This is a genomic window from Shinella sp. AETb1-6 (assembly GCF_009826875.1).
GTDB lineage: Bacteria > Pseudomonadota > Alphaproteobacteria > Rhizobiales > Rhizobiaceae > Shinella > Shinella sumterensis.
This window is the reverse complement of the sequence record NZ_WUMM01000010.1, coordinates 107,672-125,227: the sequence shown is the minus strand read 5'-3', so window position 1 is coordinate 125,227 and position 17,556 is coordinate 107,672. Positions and strand designations below refer to the sequence as shown.

15 protein-coding genes are annotated in these 17,556 nt (G+C 65.6%); 13 read left to right on the top strand and 2 right to left on the bottom strand.

Annotated elements, in window-relative coordinates; genetic code table 11:
• Positions 1-30: 30 nt before the first annotated feature.
• From mdh to GR158_RS18110, 11 genes are all read left to right on the top strand, one after another.
• Entirely contained in the window at positions 31-993 is a 963-nt protein-coding gene (gene mdh, locus GR158_RS18160; RefSeq protein WP_160872072.1) for a malate dehydrogenase, read from the top strand.
• 70 nt (positions 994-1,063) lie between these two features.
• The gene (sucC, locus tag GR158_RS18155; RefSeq protein WP_160872071.1) at positions 1,064-2,257 is read left to right on the top strand and encodes an ADP-forming succinate--CoA ligase subunit beta; all 1,194 of its coding nucleotides are present in this window, start codon (positions 1,064-1,066) and stop codon (positions 2,255-2,257) included.
• A gap of 17 nt (positions 2,258-2,274) precedes the next feature.
• Positions 2,275-3,177, top strand: a complete 903-nt coding sequence (gene sucD, locus GR158_RS18150) for a succinate--CoA ligase subunit alpha (protein WP_160872070.1) — start codon at positions 2,275-2,277, stop codon at positions 3,175-3,177.
• Between the two features lie 139 nt (positions 3,178-3,316).
• Positions 3,317-6,313, top strand: coding sequence for a 2-oxoglutarate dehydrogenase E1 component (locus GR158_RS18145; protein ID WP_134649330.1), 2,997 nt, complete (start codon positions 3,317-3,319; stop codon positions 6,311-6,313).
• 48 nt (positions 6,314-6,361) lie between these two features.
• Complete coding sequence (odhB, locus tag GR158_RS18140) at positions 6,362-7,609, top strand: 2-oxoglutarate dehydrogenase complex dihydrolipoyllysine-residue succinyltransferase (RefSeq protein WP_160872069.1); 1,248 nt, start codon at positions 6,362-6,364, stop codon at positions 7,607-7,609.
• A 10-nt stretch (positions 7,610-7,619) separates the two neighbouring features.
• The gene (locus tag GR158_RS18135) at positions 7,620-8,030 is read left to right on the top strand and encodes an MAPEG family protein (RefSeq protein ID WP_160872068.1); all 411 of its coding nucleotides are present in this window, start codon (positions 7,620-7,622) and stop codon (positions 8,028-8,030) included.
• A 13-nt stretch (positions 8,031-8,043) separates the two neighbouring features.
• Positions 8,044-8,688 carry a LysE family translocator gene (locus GR158_RS18130; RefSeq protein WP_134649333.1) on the top strand — a complete coding sequence of 215 codons (645 nt, stop codon included), beginning with the start codon at positions 8,044-8,046 and terminating at the stop codon, positions 8,686-8,688.
• Between the two features lie 2 nt (positions 8,689-8,690).
• Entirely contained in the window at positions 8,691-9,179 is a 489-nt protein-coding gene (locus tag GR158_RS18125; protein WP_160872067.1) for a hypothetical protein, read from the top strand.
• Positions 9,176-9,928: an SDR family oxidoreductase gene (locus GR158_RS18120; RefSeq protein WP_134649335.1), complete on the top strand. Its 753-nt coding sequence runs from the start codon at positions 9,176-9,178 to the stop codon at positions 9,926-9,928. Before GR158_RS18125 ends, GR158_RS18120 begins: the two co-directional genes overlap by 4 nt.
• A 23-nt stretch (positions 9,929-9,951) precedes the next feature.
• Complete coding sequence (lpdA, locus tag GR158_RS18115; protein ID WP_134649336.1) at positions 9,952-11,358, top strand: dihydrolipoyl dehydrogenase; 1,407 nt, start codon at positions 9,952-9,954, stop codon at positions 11,356-11,358.
• A gap of 82 nt (positions 11,359-11,440) precedes the next feature.
• The gene (locus GR158_RS18110) at positions 11,441-11,935 is read left to right on the top strand and encodes a DUF2867 domain-containing protein (RefSeq protein ID WP_246665710.1); all 495 of its coding nucleotides are present in this window, start codon (positions 11,441-11,443) and stop codon (positions 11,933-11,935) included.
• On the opposite strand, the gene GR158_RS18105 is transcribed toward GR158_RS18110, so the two are convergent.
• Both GR158_RS18105 and GR158_RS18100 read right to left on the bottom strand, forming a co-directional pair.
• On the bottom strand, positions 11,919-13,001 hold the full coding sequence (locus GR158_RS18105; RefSeq protein WP_160872065.1) for a TraB/GumN family protein: 1,083 nt from the start codon (positions 12,999-13,001) through the stop codon (positions 11,919-11,921). The genes GR158_RS18110 and GR158_RS18105 overlap by 17 nt on opposite strands.
• Before the next feature lie 63 nt (positions 13,002-13,064).
• Positions 13,065-14,000, bottom strand: coding sequence for a tyrosine recombinase XerC (locus GR158_RS18100; protein WP_134649339.1), 936 nt, complete (start codon positions 13,998-14,000; stop codon positions 13,065-13,067).
• 157 nt (positions 14,001-14,157) lie between these two features.
• Between GR158_RS18100 and GR158_RS18095 the strand changes: the two genes are divergently transcribed.
• Together GR158_RS18095 and GR158_RS18090 are read left to right on the top strand one after the other, a co-directional pair.
• Positions 14,158-15,294, top strand: a complete 1,137-nt coding sequence (locus tag GR158_RS18095; RefSeq protein WP_160872064.1) for an AAA family ATPase — start codon at positions 14,158-14,160, stop codon at positions 15,292-15,294.
• A gap of 57 nt (positions 15,295-15,351) precedes the next feature.
• Entirely contained in the window at positions 15,352-17,556 is a 2,205-nt protein-coding gene (locus GR158_RS18090; protein ID WP_160872063.1) for a primosomal protein N', read from the top strand.

The following is a 17,556-nucleotide window of genomic DNA, read 5'->3' as shown; positions in this document are numbered from 1 at the left end:
GGCCCGTTGATCGAAGCAAAGGAAGCTTTCATGGCCCGCAAGAAGATCGCACTTATTGGTTCTGGCATGATCGGTGGTACGCTGGCGCATCTCGCCGGCCTGAAGGAGCTGGGCGACATCGTCCTCTTCGACATTGCCGACGGTATCCCGCAGGGCAAGGGCCTCGATATCGCCCAATCCTCGCCGGTCGAAGGCTTCAATGCTTCGCTGACGGGCGCCAGCGACTATGCCGCGATCGAGGGTGCCGATGTCTGCATCGTCACCGCCGGCGTTGCCCGCAAGCCCGGCATGAGCCGCGACGACCTGCTCGGCATCAACCTCAAGGTCATGGAACAGGTCGGCGCCGGCATCAAGAAATACGCCCCCGACGCCTTCGTCATCTGCATCACCAACCCGCTCGACGCGATGGTCTGGGCGCTGCAGAAGTTCTCCGGCCTGCCGAAGAACAAGGTCGTCGGCATGGCCGGCGTGCTGGACTCGGCCCGCTTCCGCCTCTTCCTCTCCGAGGAATTCAAGGTGTCCGTCCAGGACGTCACCGCCTTCGTTCTCGGCGGCCACGGCGACACGATGGTGCCGCTCGCCCGTTACTCCACCGTCGCCGGCATTCCGCTGACCGACCTCGTCAAGATGGGCTGGGTCACCAAGGAGCGCCTGGAAGAAATCATCCAGCGTACCCGTGACGGCGGCGCGGAGATCGTCGGCCTGCTCAAGACGGGCTCGGCCTACTATGCGCCGGCCGCGTCCGCGATCGAAATGGCCGAGTCCTACCTGAAGGACAAGAAGCGGGTTCTGCCCTGCGCGGCTTACCTGTCGGGCCAGTACGGTGTGAAGGACATGTATGTCGGCGTTCCCACCGTCATCGGCGAGGGTGGCGTCGAGCGCATCATCGAGGTCGAGTTCAACAAGGCCGAGCAGGAAGCCTTCGAGAAGTCGGTCGCGGCCGTCGCAGGCCTTTGCGAAGCCTGCATCAACATTGCACCCGTGCTGAAGTAATTCCGGTTCTTTTGTTCACGCATGTCCGGCAAAGGCATTTTGCTGGACATGCTCCAGACAGGATTTCACCATGAACATTCATGAATATCAGGCCAAGGCTCTTCTGAAGAGCTATGGCGCGCCGGTCGCCGAAGGCGTGGCGATCTTCTCCGCCGACGAGGCTGAGGCGGCTGCCAAGTCGCTGCCCGGCCCGCTTTACGTGGTCAAGAGCCAGATTCATGCCGGCGGCCGCGGCAAGGGCAAGTTCAAGGAGCTCGGTCCCGATGCGAAGGGCGGCGTGCGCCTTGCCTTCTCTATCGACGAAGCCAAGGCCCATGCCAAGGAAATGCTCGGCAATACGCTCGTCACCGCCCAGACCGGCCCTGCCGGCAAGCAGGTGAACCGCCTCTATATCGAGGACGGCGCCGATATCGACCGCGAACTCTATCTCTCCCTGCTGGTCGACCGTTCCGTCGGCGAGGTGGCCTTCGTCGTCTCCACCGAAGGCGGCATGGACATCGAGGCCGTCGCGCATGACACGCCGGAGAAGATCGTCACCGTCGCGATCAACCCGGAGAAAGGCGTCACCGCCGACGATCTGGCGAAGCTGACCTCGGCCCTCAAGCTCGAAGGCGAAGCCAAGGCCGACGGCGAGAAGCTGTTCCCGATCCTCTACAAGGCCTTCGTCGAGAAGGACATGAGCCTGCTCGAGATCAACCCGCTGATCGTCATGAAGAACGGCCGCGTGCGCGTTCTCGACGCCAAGGTCTCCTTCGACGGCAACGCGCTGTTCCGCCACGACGACATCAAGGCGCTGCGCGACGAGACCGAGGAAGACGCCAAGGAAATCGAGGCCTCCAAGTGGGATCTCGCCTATGTGGCGCTCGACGGCAACATCGGCTGCATGGTCAACGGCGCCGGTCTCGCCATGGCGACGATGGACATCATCAAGCTCTACGGCAAGGAGCCGGCGAACTTCTGCGACGTCGGCGGCGGCGCCGGCAAGGAGAAGGTGGCGGCTGCCTTCAAGATCATCACCGCCGACCCGAAGGTCGAGGGCATCCTCGTCAACATCTTCGGCGGCATCATGAAGTGTGACGTCATCGCCGAAGGCGTGGTCGCTGCCGTGCAGGAAGTCGGCCTCAAGGTTCCGCTGGTCGTTCGCCTCGAAGGCACGAATGTCGAGCTTGGCAAGAAGATCCTGAACGAATCCGGCCTGGCGATCACCGCCGCCGACGATCTGGACGACGCTGCCAAGAAGATCGTCGCCGCGATCAACGGCTAACGGAAGGACCAGACCTCATGTCGATTCTCGTCAACAAGAACACCAAGGTCCTCGTTCAGGGCCTGACCGGCAAGACCGGGACCTTCCACACCGAACAGGCGCTCGCTTACTACGGCACGCAGATGGTCGGCGGCATCCACCCGAAGAAGGGCGGCGAAACCTGGACCGGCTCCAAGGGCGAAAGCCTGCCGATCTTCGCCTCCGTCGCCGAAGGCAAGGAAAAGACCGGCGCGGATGCGTCCGTGATCTACGTTCCGCCGGCCGGTGCCGCGGATGCGATCATCGAGGCGATCGATGCGGAAATCCCGTTCATCACCTGCATCACCGAGGGCATCCCGGTCGCGGACATGGTGCGCGTCAAGGCGCGCCTCGACCGCTCCTCCTCGCGCCTGCTCGGCCCGAACTGCCCCGGCATCCTGACGCCGGAAGAATGCAAGATCGGCATCATGCCGGGCTCGATCTTCCGCAAGGGCTCCGTCGGTATTGTTTCGCGCTCCGGCACGCTTACCTATGAAGCGGTGTTCCAGACCTCCAACGAAGGCCTCGGCCAGACCACGGCCGTCGGCATCGGCGGCGACCCGGTCAAGGGCACCGAGTTCATCGACGTGCTGGAGATGTTCCTGGCCGACGACGCCACGACGTCCATCATCATGATCGGCGAAATCGGCGGTTCGGCTGAAGAAGATGCGGCGCAGTTCCTCATCGACGAAGCCAAGAAGGGCCGCAAGAAGCCGATGGCCGGCTTCATCGCGGGCCGCACGGCGCCGAAGGGCCGCACCATGGGCCATGCCGGCGCTGTCGTCTCGGGCGGCAAGGGCGACGCGGAATCCAAGATCGCCGCCATGGAAGCGGCGGGCATCACGGTTTCGCCCTCTCCGGCGCGCCTCGGCAAGACGCTGGTGGAAGTCCTGAAGGGCTGACAACGAAACGGGCTGGCCGGCTGACGAAGCCGGCCAGCCCATCTCACCGGTCGCCGGCTAAAAGCCGGGCGGGCGGAAAACCGGGCAGGCCCGGTCAACACGATCGTTCGGGAGGCGGGCGCGGCGCCCGCGAAAGACCATGGCACGGCAAGACGCCAACGAACAATTCCTGGCCACTTCCTTCCTCGACGGAGCGAACGCGGCGTATATCGAGCAGCTCTATGCCCAGTACGAGGCGAACCCCGCCTCCGTCGGCGAGGAATGGCAGGCCTTCTTCAAGGCACTCGAAGACCAGCCTTCCGATGTCGTGAAGGCCGCCAAGGGTGCTTCGTGGAAGCGCGCGAACTGGCCGATCGCCGCCAATGGCGAACTCGTCTCCGCGCTCGACGGCAATTGGGGCGTGGTCGAAAAGGTCCTGGAAAAGAAGGTGCAGGCGAAGGCTGAAGCCGCCGCCGCGCAGACCGGCACGCCCGTCAACCAGGCCGACGTCAACCAGGCGACGCGCGACAGCGTGCGCGCCATCATGATGATCCGCGCGTACCGCGCCCGCGGCCACCTGCACGCCAAGCTCGACCCGCTCGCCATCGCGGCACCCGTCGAGGACTATCACGAGCTTTCGCCTTCGAATTACGGGTTCGAGGAGAAGGACCTCGACCGCAAGATCTTCATCGATAACGTGCTCGGCCTCGAATATGCCACCGTGCGCGAAATGGTCGAAATCCTCGAGCGCACCTACTGCTCGACGATCGGCGTCGAATTCATGCACATCTCCAACCCGGAGGAAAAGGGCTGGATCCAGGAGCGCATCGAAGGCCCGGACAAGGGCGTCGACTTCACGCCCGAGGGCAAGAAGGCGATCCTCCAGAAGCTGATCGAGGCCGAGGGTTTCGAGCAGTTCATCGACGTCAAGTACAAGGGCACCAAGCGTTTCGGCCTGGATGGCGGCGAAGCGCTGATCCCGGCGCTGGAGCAGATCATCAAGCGCGGCGGCCAGCTGGGCCTCAAGGAAATCGTGCTCGGCATGGCCCACCGCGGCCGCCTGAACGTTCTCACCAACGTGATGGCCAAGCCCCACCGCGCCGTGTTCCACGAGTTCAAGGGCGGCTCCTACGCGCCTGACGACGTCGAAGGTTCCGGCGACGTGAAGTACCATCTCGGCGCCTCCTCGGACCGCGAGTTCGACGGCAACAAGGTGCACCTGTCGCTGACGGCCAACCCCTCGCATCTCGAGATCGTCAACCCTGTCGTGATGGGCAAGGCCCGCGCCAAGCAGGACCAGATGGCGACGGTGTTCGAAGGCGATATCATTCCGCTGCGCGAACGCGCGAAGGTGATGCCGCTCCTGCTGCACGGCGATGCGGCCTTTGCAGGCCAGGGCGTCGTGGCCGAAATCCTCGGCCTGTCCGGCCTGCGCGGCCATCGCGTCGCCGGCACGGTCCACGTCATCATCAACAACCAGATCGGCTTCACCACGAACCCGGCCTTCTCGCGCTCTTCGCCCTATCCGTCTGACGTGGCCAAGATGATCGAGGCGCCGATCTTCCATGTGAACGGCGATGATCCGGAGGCGGTGACCTATGCCGCCAAGGTCGCGACCGAATTCCGCATGAAGTTCCACAAGCCGGTCGTGCTGGATATCTTCTGCTACCGCCGCTTCGGCCACAACGAAGGCGACGAGCCGGCGTTCACGCAGCCGAAGATGTACAAGGCGATCCGCGCCCACAAGACCGTGGTCAGCCTTTATGGCGCGCGGCTCATTGCCGAAGGCGTCATCTCCGAAGGCGAATTCGAGAAGATGAAGGCCGACTGGCGCGCCAATCTCGAACAGGAGTTCGAGGCCGGCCAATCCTACAAGCCGAACAAGGCCGACTGGCTCGACGGTGCATGGTCGGGCCTGCGCTCGGCCGACAACCAGGACGAACAGCGCCGCGGCAAAACCTCGGTGCCGATGAAGCAGCTCAAGGAAATCGGCCGCAAGATCGCGACGATCCCGGAAGGCTTCAAGGCTCACAAGACCATCCAGCGGTTCATGGATAACCGCATGCAGATGATCGAGACGGGCGAGGGCATCGACTGGGCGATGGGCGAGGCTCTGGCTTTCGGCACGCTGTGCGTGGAAGGCACCAAGATCCGCCTGTCCGGCCAGGATTGCGAGCGCGGCACGTTCTCGCAGCGTCACTCGGTTCTCTACGATCAGGAAACCGAAGACCGCTACATTCCGCTCGCCAACCTGTCGCCCACGCAGGCGCGCTACGAGGTCATCAACTCGATGCTCTCGGAAGAAGCCGTGCTCGGCTTCGAATACGGCTATTCGCTGGCCCGTCCGAACGCGCTCACCCTTTGGGAGGCCCAGTTCGGCGACTTCGCCAATGGTGCACAGGTCATCTTCGACCAGTTCATCTCGTCGGGCGAACGCAAGTGGTTGCGCATGTCGGGCCTCGTCTGCCTTCTGCCGCATGGCTATGAGGGCCAGGGGCCGGAGCATTCCTCCGCCCGTCTTGAGCGCTTCCTGCAGCTCTGCGCGGAAGACAACATGCAGGTCGCCAACGTCACGACGCCGGCGAACTATTTCCACATCCTGCGTCGCCAGGTGAAGCGCGATTTCCGCAAGCCGCTCATCATGATGACGCCGAAGTCGCTGCTGCGCCACAAGCGGGCCGTCTCGTCGCTGTCGGAAATGGCGGGAGAAACCTCGTTCCACCGCCTGCTGTGGGACGACGCCGAGGTGATCAAGGACGGGCCGATCAAGCTCCAGAAGGACGCCAAGATCCGCCGTGTCGTGATGTGCTCGGGCAAGGTCTACTACGACCTGCTGGAAGAGCGCGAAAAGCGCGGCATCGACGATGTCTACCTGCTGCGCCTGGAACAGCTCTATCCGTTCCCGGCCAAGGCGCTGATCAACGAGCTTTCGCGCTTCCGCAACGCCGAGATGGTCTGGTGCCAGGAAGAGCCCAAGAACATGGGCGCCTGGGCGTTCATCGATCCCTATCTCGAATGGGTGCTCGCCCATATCGACGCCAAGTACCAGCGCGTGCGCTACACCGGCCGTCCGGCTGCCGCATCGCCGGCAACGGGCCTGATGTCGAAGCACCTCGCGCAGCTCGCCGCCTTCCTCGAGGACGCGCTGGGCGGTTGATCCGCCCGGTATCCCTGACAACAAGACACGAACGAACGGAACACAATCATGGCTACCGAAATCCGCGTCCCGACCCTGGGCGAATCCGTCAGCGAAGCGACCGTCGGCACCTGGTTCAAGAAGGTGGGCGACGTCGTCAAGGCCGACGAGCCGCTCTGTGAGCTCGAAACCGACAAGGTGACGATCGAAGTGCCGGCGCCCGCCTCGGGCGTGCTGGGCGAAATCACCGCCAATGCCGGCGAGACCGTCGAGCCGGGCGGCCTGCTCGGCCAGATCACCGAAGGCGCGTCCGCCGGTGCTGCCGCTGCCGCTCCCGCCGCTGCCGAAAAGGTCGAGAAGGCCCCTGCCGCCGCTCCGGTCGCCGAAGCCAAGCCCGCCGCCGGCGGCGCGTCCACCATGCCGGCGGCTCCTGCCGCCGCAAAGCTTCTTGCCGAAAACAACCTCTCGGCCGATCAGGTCGATGGTTCGGGCAAGCGCGGCCAGGTGCTGAAGGGCGACGTGCTGGCTGCCGTCGCCAAGGGCATCACGGCATCGACGGCTGCATCGGCCGAGCCTGCCAAGGTTGCCGCCCGTCCGGCCTCCTCCGAGGCCGATGCGCCGCGCGAAGAACGCGTGAAGATGACGCGCCTGCGCCAGACCATCGCCAAGCGCCTCAAGGACGCGCAGAACACCGCAGCGATGCTGACCACCTACAACGAGGTGGACATGTCGGCCGTGATGGACCTGCGCAACCGCTACAAGGACCTCTTCGAGAAGAAGCACGGCGTGAAGCTCGGCTTCATGGGCTTCTTCACCAAGGCCGTGACGCATGCGCTGAAGGAACTGCCGGCCGTCAATGCCGAAATCGACGGCACCGACATCATCTACAAGAACTACTGCCATGTCGGCGTCGCCGTCGGCACGGACAAGGGTCTGGTGGTTCCGGTCGTGCGCGATGCCGACCAGATGGGCATTGCCGCCATCGAGAAGGAAATCGGCCGTCTCGGCAAGGCCGCGCGTGACGGCGCGCTGTCCATGGCCGACATGCAGGGCGGCACGTTTACCATCTCGAACGGCGGCGTCTACGGCTCGCTGATGTCCTCGCCGATCCTGAACGCCCCGCAGTCGGGCATCCTCGGCATGCACAAGATCCAGGAGCGCCCGGTCGTCGTCGGTGGCCAGATCGTCATCCGCCCGATGATGTATCTCGCGCTGTCCTATGACCACCGTATCGTCGACGGCAAGGAAGCGGTGACCTTCCTCGTTCGCGTCAAGGACAGCCTGGAAGATCCGGAGCGTCTGGTTCTGGATCTCTAAGGAGGCTTTCATGGAGACGGCAGCGTTGGCTTACCCCATGCTCGTGCTCATCGTCCTGAGTGTGGCGCTGCTCGTCTTCCATATCCTCCTGCAGGGCATGCTCGCCACGCGCGAGCTCGGTTCGCAGTGGAATGCCGGTCCGCGTGACGGCGCGCGCGAACCGCAAGGCATCCTCGCCGGACGCGCCGCGCGCGCGTCCGCCAACTTCCGCGAGACCTATGCCGGTTTCGTCGCGCTTGCCCTGGCGCTTGCGATTGCCGGCGACCCCTCGGGCTGGGGTCTCATCGGCGCATGGCTGTGGTTCATTGCCCGCCTCGTCTATATCCCGCTCTATCTGACGGGCATTCCCTATATCCGCTCGCTGGTCTGGCTTGCCTCGCTGGCGGGCCTGGCGGTGATGGCGGGCGCCATCATCGTCTAGGAGGACGAGCGCGATGAGCAGCTATCTTCTCGAACTCGCCTCGCTGATGGCCATCTTCTCCTTCGCCATCGTTTCGCCGGGGGCCGATCTCGCCATGGTCATGCGCCAGTCGCTCGTGCACGGGCGCCGGGCGGCGATCGTCACGTCCTTTGGCGTCGGCGCGTCGCTGATGTTCCACGTCACCTACACGATCCTCGGCCTCGGGCTGATCATTTCCCAGTCGATCTATCTCTTCAACATCGTGAAGTGGTGCGGCGTGGCCTATCTCATCTATATCGGCATCAAGGCGCTGCGCGCCGGCAAGGCCGATCTCTCGCTCGAGGCGGTGGAGGGGCGCGAGGGTGCAAAGAGCGACCAGTCGGCGCTGCGCGCCTTTGGGCTCGGCTTCCTTGCCAATGCGCTCAATCCCAAGGCGGTGTTCTTCTTCCTGTCGATCTTCTCCACCGTCGTCAGCGCGCACACGCCGATCGCCGTGAAGTTCGGCTACGGCCTCGTCATGGCAACCTGCCTGATCGCCTGGTTCGTCGGCGTCTCGCTCTTCATGACGACGCCGCGCATGCGTGCGGCGTTCTCACGGGCCAGCCAGTGGATCGACCGCACGAGCGGCCTCGTCTTCATCGCGCTGGGCATCAAGCTCGCGACGGAAAAGGCGCACTAGCCATGCGCGTCGTCCTCGCTCTCGCCGGTCTGCTTGCCGCAACCTCCGCCTTCGCGGCGGAGTGCCGGCAGGACCGCGCGATCTACGCAGACCGCGACGGCGGCTATGAACTGACCTTCGAACCCATCGGCTCCGACGCTGCCGCGACGAGCCACCATTTCAAGCTGAAGGTCCTTTCAAGCGGCACCGTGCTGGACGGTATCGTCATGCCGGGCGATCCCGCCCGCTCGAACGGCGTGGTCATGTACAAGTGCCCGGAGGGCGATGTGACCGGCGAGGAGATCGCCGCCTGCACGGTCTGGGAGGGCGTGATCTACGCGCTCGACGGCGCGGGCGGTGCGGCCGACCTGCCTGAGGAGAGTGCTACGGCAGCGGCAGGCGTGCTGCTCTCCGGTTTCGGCCCGTCGCTGCGCTATTCGACGCTGTGGGACGAGGGCAAGGCAAAGGTGGTGCCGTGGGATCTTCTCAAGCTCAAGGGGTGCGCGGCGTGAGCGAGGCTCCCGTTCTTCTCGTGACCGGCGGCAGCCGTGGCATCGGCGCCAGCGTCTGCCGGCTGGCGGGTGCGGCCGGCTGGCAGGTTGCCGTGAACTATGTCACCAATCTCCAGGCTGCCGAAGCCGTGGTGGCGGATATCCGCGCGGCCGGCGGTTCGGCGATCCCCGTTCAGGGCGATGTGGGCACCGAGCTTGGCCTTGCCTCGATCTTCTCGACCATCGACGGCACGTTCGGCCGGCTCGACGGCCTCGTCAACAATGCCGGCATCGTGGCGACGCCGCAGCGCGTCGACGAGATGTCGTCCGAGCGGCTGGAGCGCATGTTCGCCGTCAACGTCATGGGCTCCATCCGCTGCGCGCAGGAAGCCGTACGTCGCATGTCGACCCGTCACGGCGGCGCGGGCGGGGCGATCGTCAACCTCTCCTCCGTTGCGGCCCTGCTCGGTGCTGCCGGGCAGTATGTCGACTATGCCGCCAGCAAGGGCGCGATCGAGAGCTTCACCATTGGCCTCGCCCGTGAGGTCGCAGCTGAAGGCGTTCGCGTGAACCTCGTGCGCCCCGGCATCATCGATACCGAAATCCACGCTTCCGGCGGCTTGCCGGACCGGGCGCGCGACATGGCGTCGCTCATCCCGATGCAGCGGCCGGGCACGGCCGATGAAGTGGCCCAATCCATTCTCTATCTTCTCTCCGATGCGGCATCCTATGTAACGGGTGCCGCCCTCAACGTCAGCGGCGGCCGCTAGGCCCTGCGCAGGAAGGACTTGTCATGGCATATGATCTCATCGTTATCGGTTCCGGCCCCGGCGGCTATGTCTGCGCCATCAAGGCGGCCCAGCTCGGGCTGAAGGTCGCGGTCGTCGAAAAGCGCGCCACCTATGGCGGCACCTGCCTCAATGTCGGCTGCATCCCGTCCAAGGCGCTGCTGCATGCGTCGGAGACCTACAGCCATGCCGCCCACGGCATGGAAGCGCTCGGCATCGACGGCGTGAAGCCGACCCTCAATCTGCCGAAGATGATGGCGCACAAGGATGCGACGGTGAAGTCGAATGTCGACGGCGTCGCCTTCCTCTTCAAGAAGAACAAGATCGACGGCATCCAGGGCACCGGCAAGGTGCTGGGCGCCGGCAAGGTCTCCGTCACCAATGACAAGGGCGAGGAGCAGGTCCTCGAAACGAAGAACATCGTGATCGCCACGGGTTCCGACGTCGCCGGCATTCCGGGCGTCCCGGTCGAGATCGATGAAAAGGTCATCGTCTCCTCGACGGGCGGCATTGCGCTCGACAAGGTGCCCGGCCATCTGGTCGTCGTCGGCGGCGGCGTCATCGGGCTGGAGCTGGGTTCGGTCTGGGCGCGCCTCGGCGCCAAGGTCACGGTCGTGGAATATCTCGATACGATCCTCGGCGGCATGGACGGCGAGGTCTCCAAGCAGTTCCAGCGCATGCTGGCCAAGCAGGGCATCGACTTCAAGCTCGGCGCCAAGGTGACGGGCGTGGAGAAGACGGGCGCAGGCGCCAAGGTGACCTTCGAGCCGGTCAAGGGCGGTGAGGCCACCACCATCGACGCCGATGTCGTGCTGATCGCCACCGGCCGCAAGCCCTACACCGAAGGCCTCGGCCTTGCGGAAGCCGGCGTGGCGCTCGACAGCCGCGGCCGCGTCGAGATCGACAAGCATTTCCAGACGAACGTTCCCGGCATCTATGCACTCGGCGACGTCGTGCGCGGCCCGATGCTCGCCCACAAGGCGGAAGACGAGGGTGTCGCCGTTGCCGAAATCCTCGCCGGACAGGCGGGTCATGTGAACTATGACGTCATCCCCGGTGTCGTCTACACGCAGCCGGAAGTCGCCTCCGTCGGCAAGACCGAGGAAGAGTTGAAGGCTGCGGGCATCGCCTACAAGGTCGGCAAGTTCCCGTTCACGGCCAACGGCCGCGCCCGCGCCATGCTGGCGACGGACGGTTTCGTGAAGGTTCTGGCCGACAAGGACACGGACCGCGTGCTTGGCGTGCATATCGTCGGCTTCGGTGCCGGCGAGATGATCCACGAGGCGGCCGTGCTGATGGAGTTCGGCGGCTCTTCGGAAGATCTCGGCCGCACCTGCCACGCGCATCCGACCATGTCGGAAGCCGTGAAGGAAGCCGCGCTCGCAACCTTCTTCAAGCCCATCCACATGTGATCCGATACGGCGGCTGCGACAACCGGCCGCCTGTCATCTCCGGGCGTTAAAGCGCAGCATGGCGGTCTTGAAGGAGGCTGCCATGTCGCCCGTGTCGAGACCCGTCTCGCTCCCCCATCCCGTTCTTCCCGCTGCCGACTGGGCGGACCGGTTCACGCTCGGCCTGCCTGTCGATCATCTCACGGCGCGCGAGGCCGCGCGGCTGGCGCTGGAGCATCCGCCGCGCTGGGTTCGCAGGCTGATGGTGCTGCGTAACGCGCTGGTCGCGCCGTTCGGGCTGAAAGGTGCGGCCGGCGAGGTGCGGACATCTGACAGGGAGATCGGCGGCTTTCCCGTGGTGAGCGTCACCGACGACCGGGTGGTGCTGGGCTTCGACGACCGGCACCTGGACTTCCGCATCGTCATCGACGTGCGGTCCGACCGGCCCTGCGGCCAGACGCTCTCCATCATGACCCTCGTCCATCGCAACAACCTGCTCGGGCGGCTCTACCTTGCCGCCGTCCTGCCGTTCCACAAGCTGATCGTCCGCACCATGCTGTCGGGGATCGGTGCGCGCGTGATCAGTTCACCGCCGTAACCGTAAAGCCTTCCTTGCGCAGCAGTTCCACGACGCCTTCCGCGCCGGGAAGATGCAGCGCGCCCACGGCCATGAAGACGTTGCCGTCCGCCAGGATCGGGGCAGCCCGGGTCGCCATGGTGTGGTTGCGGTCGATGATGATGCGCTGTTCGAAATCGGCATAGCTGTCGACCTCGCCCTCTTCCAGGGGTGCTGCGGCGCGCATCATCGGCATGATCATGCCGACATCGCCGGCGAGGTAAAGCTGGCTCATCGTCTCGATCACGTCCTGCAGCGTGTCGCCGAGCGCGACGGTCTGCACAAGGCCTTGGATCTGCGGTTCGATGGGCAGCGAATCGAGGGCGGAAATCTGTTCGATCAGGGTTTCGAGACCCTTGAGGGTCTTGCCTTCGGCCAGCGCATCCGTGGCGAGTTTCTGGTCCAGGAAGGCGGCGCCGGCCGTCTTTCGGGTGATCTCGCAGGCGGGCAGCGCGACGAAGCTTGCGATCATCCACGGTTTCATGCGCGCGACGGCGGCCAGCGACAGGCCACGGCCTTTCAGCCCCTCGGCCAGCGTCGCGGCATCGTCCTTGTCGAGGAAGTCGGTGATCGACTTGCCGTCGGTGAACATGGTCAGGTCCGGCCGCGCCAGAATGGTGACGCCGGCCTTCTTCTCGTCGGCGATCTCGTCGGATTCGACGACGACCGTCGCGGCCTCGTCGAAGGCCTTGCGTGCGCCGTCCGGCATGGCGACGACGCGCGGATCGGTCACATGCATGGTGCCGAGCAGCCAGGAGGCCGGCTTGCCGTCCTTCTCGATCTTCCAGAAGATGGCCTTGCCGTTCGGCACGGCATCGGCCTCCGCGCGCAGTTTGGCGAAGGCGGCAGGATCGTTCTTTTCGACCTTGGCCAGCAGGTTGTTGCCGCCGCAGGCTGGAAGGTCCTGCGCGTTCGCCGGCGACAGGGATGCGAGCACGACCAGGAATGCGAGCGCGATCAGCACGTTGACGGCGGCGAGCAGCCACAGGCCGGCATCCGCCGCCCGGTCGGCAAGCGCCACGCGGTTTTTGTGAAGAAGGACTGTCATGGTCGAACTCCCTGCATTGTGCGGCGACCCTAGTCCCGGGGTTCTCACGAATCTCTTAACGGATCAGGCGCGCGGATGGGCGCGGTCGTAGATTTCGAGCAGCCGCGCGGAATCGACACCGGTATAGACCTGCGTGGTGGAGAGGCTGGCATGGCCGAGCAGCTCCTGGATGGTGCGCAGGTCGCCGCCGCCGGCCAGAAGGTGGGTGGCGAAGGAATGGCGCAGTGCGTGCGGCGTGGCGCTGTCCGGCAGGCCGAGCGCGCCGCGCATCTTCTGCATTTCCCGTTGTATGATCGCCGGCTGCAAGGCTCCGCCGCGCGCGCCGCGAAACAACGGCCCATCGTCGCCGAGCGGGAAGGGGCAGAGCTTGATGTAATCCTCCACGCCCACGCGGGCGGGCGCAATGAGCGGCACGATGCGCGTCTTGCCGCCCTTGCCGGTGATGCGCAGCGATGTCGGGCTTCCCGCGAAATCGGCCTTTGTCAGCGCCAGCGCCTCCGAGATACGCAGGCCGCAGCCGTAGAGCAGGGCGAGCACGGCGGCGTTGCGGGCGCGGATCCATGGTTCATCGGCCAGCTGCTCGTGCGCATCGACGACGGCGATGGCCTGTCGGTCGGAGAGCGGCTTCGGCAGCGATTTCGGCTGTTTCGGCGAGCGGACGGCGGTCGCGCCGGCGGAATTGGCGAGGCCCTTGCGCTCCAGATGACGCAGGAAGGAGCGCAGGCCGGCAAGGCCGCGGCCGAGCGTTCGCGCGCCCGCGCCGTCGCGCCGGCGGGCGGCAAGGAAGCCACGCAGGTCCGCCGGCCGCAGGTTGCCGATGTCCTTCAGGCTGGCCGGTGCGGCGAGGTGCCCGGTCAGGAAGGCGAGGAACTGGCGGGTGTCGCGCTCGTAGGCGTCCAGCGTGTTGGCCGAAAGGCGACGCTCGCCGGCAAGCGCTGCCAACCATGCCTGCCGCTCGTTCATGAGCGTTGGATCGGCGATGATGAGAAGGTCCGTCATGTCCTGCCTTTGGCGATTGCCCCGGAGTGTCCGTCGCAGGATCGGCGATTTGCGTTAGGGATCTGCTAACGTTCCGGACAGCGCTCGCCAAAGTAGCCTGCCTTCCTGTAGACACGAAGCCGTTCCTAAAACGTGCCTCGACAAACCGGATAGGTCCATGCTGCTGCGTTCCATGTCTGCCGAAAACTACCGCTCGCTGCGCGCGATCCGCATGGATCTCGGGCGCGTGAACCTGTTCATCGGGGAAAACGGGGCGGGAAAGTCGAACCTCTACCGCTCGCTGCAACTGGTGCAGGCGGCCGTGCGCGGAAATTTTGCGCACGAGATCGCCGCGGAGGGCGGCATGGCCTCGGCGCTTTGGACGGGCAAGCGGCGTGCCAACGAGCCGGTGCGCATCCGGCTGGAAACGGAACTTCTCGACGAGGAGCGCGCGATCACCTTCCGCTACCGCGTGGAAGCCGGGCTGCGCCCGTCGAAGGCGGCCGCCGGCTTTACCTTCGAGCCGCAGGTCAAGGCGGAGGAGCTGTCGATCGAGACCGGGCGACGCCCCGTCACCGTCATGAAGCGTGCCGGGCCGGGCATCATGGTGCGCGACGAGAACGGCCGCATGATCGAATATCCCGAGCAGGCGCTCACGTCTGAAACGGCGGTCGCGCTGCTCGGCGATGCCGGGCACTACCCTGAAATCGGCACCTTTCGCCGGGCGGTCTCGCAATGGCGGTTCTTCCATGGCTTCCGGTCGGATCGGGATTCGGCGCTGCGCCAGCCGTGCCTTGCCGTTACCGCCCCGCTGCTCGACCAGGACGGGGCCAATATGGCGGCGGTGTTTGCGACGCTGCGATGGACGCGGCAGGACACGGTCGATCTCGACCGGGCGGTGGCGGATGCGTTCGGCGGGGCGCAGCTTTCGGTGCCGGAGCCGGAGGAATTCGCCTCCTACGGGTTGATCTTCCCGCAGTTTCCGCAGCGCGTCTTTCAGCCACGCGAATTGTCCGACGGGCAGATCCGCTTTCTGGCGCTCGCCGCCGCGCTGTTGTCCTATCGCACGCCGCCGCTGATCGCGCTCAACGAACCGGAGGCGAGCCTTCACCCGGACATGCTCTCGCCGCTCGCCGAGATGATCGCGCAGGCGGCGCAGACGAGCCAGCTGTGGGTCGTCACCCATTCCGAGCGGCTGGCCGCCGAGGTAGAAGCGCGCTGCGGCGTGCGCGCGAAACGGGTCGTGCGCAATGACGGCGCGACCTGGATCGACGGCATGCGGCTGACGGGCGTTATGGCCGACGATGACGAATGACGCGGGCTTCATCTTTGCGGTTTTCTTCCCGCGGCCATGGGGGCATGGTCGCGGGAAATGAGCAGCGATTCGACCGACCTTTTCGGAGACAAACTCTTTCCGCGCACGGTGCCCGTCATGGTGCCGGTGCCGACGCCGGTGCCCTATTCCTATACGGTGCCTGACGGCATGGCGGTTCAGCCGGGCTCGATCGTGCAGGTGCCGCTCGGGCCACGGCTGGTGCCCGGCGTCGTGTGGGACGGCGGCGATGACGGCAAGGTCGATCCGAAGAAGCTCCGGCCCATCGAAAAGGTCTTCGACTGCCCGCCGCTGTCGAAGGAAATGCGCGATTTCCTCGACTGGGTTTCCGCCTATACCGTCACGCCGCCCGGTCTCGTGACGCGCATGGCGCTGCGCGCGCCGACCGCTTTCGATCCCGAGCCGATGATCGAGGGGCTGCGCTTCACCGGGCACCGGCCGGAGCGCCTGACCAGCGCACGCGAGCGCGTGCTGGAGCTGGTGGAAGATGGCATTCCCTGGACGCGTTCGGGGCTGGCCCACGCCTCGGGCACCTCGACGAGTGTCGTCGACGGCCTTGTCAAACAGGGCACGTTCGAAACGGTCTTCCTGCCGCCGCCGCCGGTCGTTGCGCCGCCCGACCCCGATTATGTCGCGCCCCGGCTGGAAGGGCCGCAGACGGAAAGTGCGGCCGAACTCATCGAGAGCGTGCGCAAGGGCGAATTCTCGGTGTCCCTGATCGACGGCATCACCGGCTCGGGCAAGACGGAGGTCTATTTCGAGGCGATTGCCGAAACGCTGCGGAAGGGCCGGCAGGTGCTGATCCTGCTGCCGGAAATCGCGCTGACGGCGAGCTTCCTCGAACGCTTTCAGGATCGTTTCGGCGCCAAGCCCGCGGAGTGGCATTCTGATCTCGCGCCGCGCACCCGCGAAAAGGTCTGGCGGCAGGTCACGACGGGCGACGTGCGGGTGGTCGCCGGCGCGCGCTCGGCGCTCTTCCTGCCCTTCGAGAATCTCGGCCTCGTCATCGTCGACGAGGAGCACGACCCCGCTTACAAGCAGGAAGACCGCGTCTTCTACAATGCGCGAGACATGGCGGTGGTCAGGGCGCGAATCGGCGACTTTCCGGCCGTGCTCGTCTCGGCGACGCCGTCGGTGGAAAGCCGCGTCAACAGCGATGTCGGACGGTACCGGAAACTGCACCTGCCGACGCGCTATGGCGATGCGGCGCTGCCGGATCTGCATCTCATCGACATGCGCCGCCATCCACCGGCGCGGGGCGGCTTTCTCTCGCCCATCATGCTGCGCGGCATTGCACGCACCATCGAGAAGGAACAGCAGGCGCTGCTCTTCCTCAACCGGCGCGGCTACGCCCCGCTGACACTTTGCCGGGTTTGCGGCCATCGCTTCCAGTGCCCACAGTGCTCGAGCTGGCTGGTGGAGCATCGTTTCCGCGGGCAGATCCAGTGCCACCATTGCGGCTATGCAGAGCGCACGCCCGAAGCCTGCCCGGAATGCGGCACGTTCGATCACCTCGCGGCCTGCGGGCCGGGCGTCGAGCGTATCGCAGAAGAGGTGGAGCGACATTTCCCGGAGGCGCGGACCATCGTGCTTTCCTCCGACCTGATGGGCGTGAAGCGGCTCAGGCTGGAGCTGGAAGCGATCGCGCGCGGCGAAGCGGATATCGTCATCGGCACGCAGCTGGTGGCCAAGGGGCACAATTTCCCGCTGATGTCGCTGGTCGGCGTGGTGGATGCGGATCTCGGCCTGTCGAACGGCGATCCGCGGGCGGCCGAGCGCACGTTCCAGCTGCTGTCACAGGTGACGGGCCGCGCGGGCCGCTCGGGCCTCAAGAGCCACGGCCTCATCCAGACCTATCAGCCGACACATCCGGTCATGCAGGCCATCGTCTCCGGCGACGCGCAGGCCTTCTACGACCGCGAGATCGGCGAGCGGGAAAAGGCGCTCCTGCCGCCCTTCGGCCGGCTCGCCTCCGTCATCGTCTCGGCCGACAGCCGCAACGAGGCGGAAGCGCATGCGCGGGGCCTGCGCCAGGCGGCCCCCCATGCGGACGGCATCTCGATCCTCGGGCCGGCGGAAGCGCCGCTCGCGCTGGTGCGCGGCCGTCATCGCTTCCGCCTTCTGGTGCACGGCCGGCGCGGAAGCGAGATGCAGGCCTTCCTGCGCGCGATGCTTGCCAATGGACCGAAGGAACGCGCGTCGATCCAGGTCCAACTCGACATCGATCCACAGAGCTTCCTCTGA

Bases quoted from the DNA above. Each gene is read 5' to 3' on its own strand.
- mdh (WP_160872072.1), top strand. From the start codon at position 31: ATGGCCCGCAAGAAGATCGCACTTATTGGTTCTGGCATGATCGGTGGT.
- sucD (WP_160872070.1), top strand. From the start codon at position 2,275: ATGTCGATTCTCGTCAACAAGAACACCAAGGTCCTCGTTCAGGGCCTG.
- GR158_RS18145 (WP_134649330.1), top strand. From the start codon at position 3,317: ATGGCACGGCAAGACGCCAACGAACAATTCCTGGCCACTTCCTTCCTC.
- GR158_RS18095 (WP_160872064.1), top strand. From the start codon at position 14,158: ATGCTGCTGCGTTCCATGTCTGCCGAAAACTACCGCTCGCTGCGCGCG.
- lpdA (WP_134649336.1), top strand. From the start codon at position 9,952: ATGGCATATGATCTCATCGTTATCGGTTCCGGCCCCGGCGGCTATGTC.
- GR158_RS18135 (WP_160872068.1), top strand. From the start codon at position 7,620: ATGGAGACGGCAGCGTTGGCTTACCCCATGCTCGTGCTCATCGTCCTG.
- GR158_RS18100 (WP_134649339.1), bottom strand. From the start codon at position 14,000: ATGACGGACCTTCTCATCATCGCCGATCCAACGCTCATGAACGAGCGG.
- GR158_RS18125 (WP_160872067.1), top strand. From the start codon at position 8,691: ATGCGCGTCGTCCTCGCTCTCGCCGGTCTGCTTGCCGCAACCTCCGCC.
- GR158_RS18130 (WP_134649333.1), top strand. From the start codon at position 8,044: ATGAGCAGCTATCTTCTCGAACTCGCCTCGCTGATGGCCATCTTCTCC.
- odhB (WP_160872069.1), top strand. From the start codon at position 6,362: ATGGCTACCGAAATCCGCGTCCCGACCCTGGGCGAATCCGTCAGCGAA.
- sucC (WP_160872071.1), top strand. From the start codon at position 1,064: ATGAACATTCATGAATATCAGGCCAAGGCTCTTCTGAAGAGCTATGGC.
- GR158_RS18105 (WP_160872065.1), bottom strand. From the start codon at position 13,001: ATGACAGTCCTTCTTCACAAAAACCGCGTGGCGCTTGCCGACCGGGCG.
- GR158_RS18110 (WP_246665710.1), top strand. From the start codon at position 11,441: ATGTCGCCCGTGTCGAGACCCGTCTCGCTCCCCCATCCCGTTCTTCCC.
- GR158_RS18090 (WP_160872063.1), top strand. From the start codon at position 15,352: ATGAGCAGCGATTCGACCGACCTTTTCGGAGACAAACTCTTTCCGCGC.